Below are 1,887 nucleotides of genomic sequence, written 5' to 3' on the forward strand. Positions count from 1 at the left end.
GAGACGACGTTGTCGGTCTGGAGCAGGGTGACCTGATCGCGGGTGAGCTTGAGGGCGTCCGGCAGGAGGCCGAGGGTCAGGGTGTCGACCACCTCCAGGGCGCGGGCCTGGAGGAGCGCCGCCGGCAGCGGCAGGGCCACCACCGCGCGCTTGCGCAGCGTCACCTTGAGCATGTAGCGCACCAGGGCGTCCAGGGTCTCGACCTCGGGGCCGCCGAGCTCGTAGACCCGGCCCGCCGGCACGTGGCCTTCCACGGCGCGCGCCACGGCCTCCGCCACGTCGGCGACGTAGACCGGCTGGAAGCGCGTCTCGGCGCCGGCCAGCGGCAGCACCGGCAGGGCCCGGGCCAGCGACGCGAAGCGGTTGAAGAAGCTGTCGCCCGGCCCGAACACCAGGGAGGGCCGCAGGATCACGTAGGCGCCGCCGGCCTCGGCCACCTTGGCCTCGCCCAGCGCCTTGGTGCGGGCGTATTGCGAGGGCGAGTCCGCATCCGCCCCGATGGCCGAGACGTGGACCAGCGGCGCGCCTACGGCGGCCGCCGCCCGGGCGATGGCGCCCGCGCCCTCGGCCTGCAACTGCGAAAAGCTCTGCTTGCCGGTCTCCTGCAGGATGCCCACGAGGTTGACGACGATGTCGGCCCCGTGGACCGCCTGGGCGATCGAGTCGGGGTAGCGCAGGTTGGCCTGCACGGCCACGATCTGGCCGACCTTGCCCAGCGGCTGCAGGAACAGCGCGAGGTCCGGCCGGCGCACCGCCACCCGGATGCGGTAGCCGCGCTTGGCGAGCGCCCGGACGACGTGGCGCCCGAGGAAGCCCGACCCGCCGAACACGGTGACGAGCTGCGCGGCGGGGCGGGTCAGGGGAAGGGTCTCGAAGCCGGTCATCGCGCGTCACGTCTCGAAAAGCGGCCCCCGTGCGTCATCCGGCACCCCGAGGGAAGCGCGGATCGACGCCGGTCCGTAGCCTGATGCCCCGTATCTAGACCACTTCCCGGCAAGACGGGAGGCCGCGCGGTGAAATTCGGACCCGGCTGTTCCGGGGGGTGGAGGCGGCCCTCAGCGCAGGCGCGGCTGGGCCTGCGGGCCCGCGACCGGGGTGCGCCGGCTCAGGCCCTTGTGGACGTGCACCATCAGGGCGATGCCGAAGAGCGGGGTGACGAGGTTGAGCACCGGCACCACCATGAGGCCGGCGAGCAGCACGCCGGCCAGAAGCGTGGTGCCGCTGAAGTGGCGCCGCATGGCGCCGGCCTCGGCCATCGGCCGGAAGCGCCCGGCGGCGAGCTCGAAATACTCCCGCGACAGCAGGTAGGCGTTGGCGCCGAAGAACGCCACGAGATTGACCCCCGGCACGAAGAACAGGATCAGCGCCACGAGGTTCACCAGCAGGGCGAGACCGGCGAAGCGCACCGCGTAGAACATCGCGGTACCGAGGGGCAGGGCGAGGCCCGGCGGATCGCCGGGGAAGTCCGTCCGCTCGACGATCTCGGCCGCGTCGTCGAGGAAGTAGCCCGCCACCAGGATCGACACCGCCGGCATGATGTAGGCCAGCCCCACGAACAGGCCGGCCCCGGCGAAGAACACCGCCAGGGTGTCGAGGAAGGGGTAATCCACCGAGAGGTGGTGCTGGGACAGGAACCAGTTGATCGCCCGCGTCAGCCCGAACCAGACGAGGACGAGGATGCCCGCGGTGAGCCCGAGGGACTTCCACAGGATCGCGCGCAAGGGGGCGGAGAACACCTGCCGGGCGGCGGCGAAGGCGGCCTGGATGAGCATACCTGAGAATCCCGTCGTCTCGAAGTCGGTCCGGTCGTGAGGGCCCGGCCTGCGTCGCCCCCGCGCGCACCGTGTCCCGAGGTTCTGGCCAAAGGCTCTGGCCAAAGGTTCTGGC

General features: G+C 72.1%; 2 protein-coding genes. Both read right to left on the bottom strand.

The window, feature by feature from the left end:
* Nucleotides 1-884 (bottom strand): complex I NDUFA9 subunit family protein (locus K2X24_RS04140; RefSeq protein WP_292494938.1); only part of this gene is annotated, 884 nt, incomplete at its 3' end.
* Between the two features lie 171 nt (nt 885-1,055).
* Complete coding sequence (locus K2X24_RS04145) at nt 1,056-1,772, bottom strand: sulfate transporter family protein (RefSeq protein ID WP_292494940.1); 717 nt, start codon at nt 1,770-1,772, stop codon at nt 1,056-1,058.
* Between the last annotated feature and the right edge of the window lie 115 nt (nt 1,773-1,887).

Source organism: Methylobacterium sp., assembly GCF_019750675.1.
In the GTDB taxonomy this organism is placed as follows: Bacteria; Pseudomonadota; Alphaproteobacteria; order Rhizobiales; family Beijerinckiaceae; genus Methylobacterium.

What these genes read in the sequence shown, in the direction of transcription:
- K2X24_RS04145 (WP_292494940.1), bottom strand. Translation starts at nt 1,772, where the DNA reads ATGCTCATCCAGGCCGCCTTCGCCGCCGCCCGGCAGGTGTTCTCCGCC.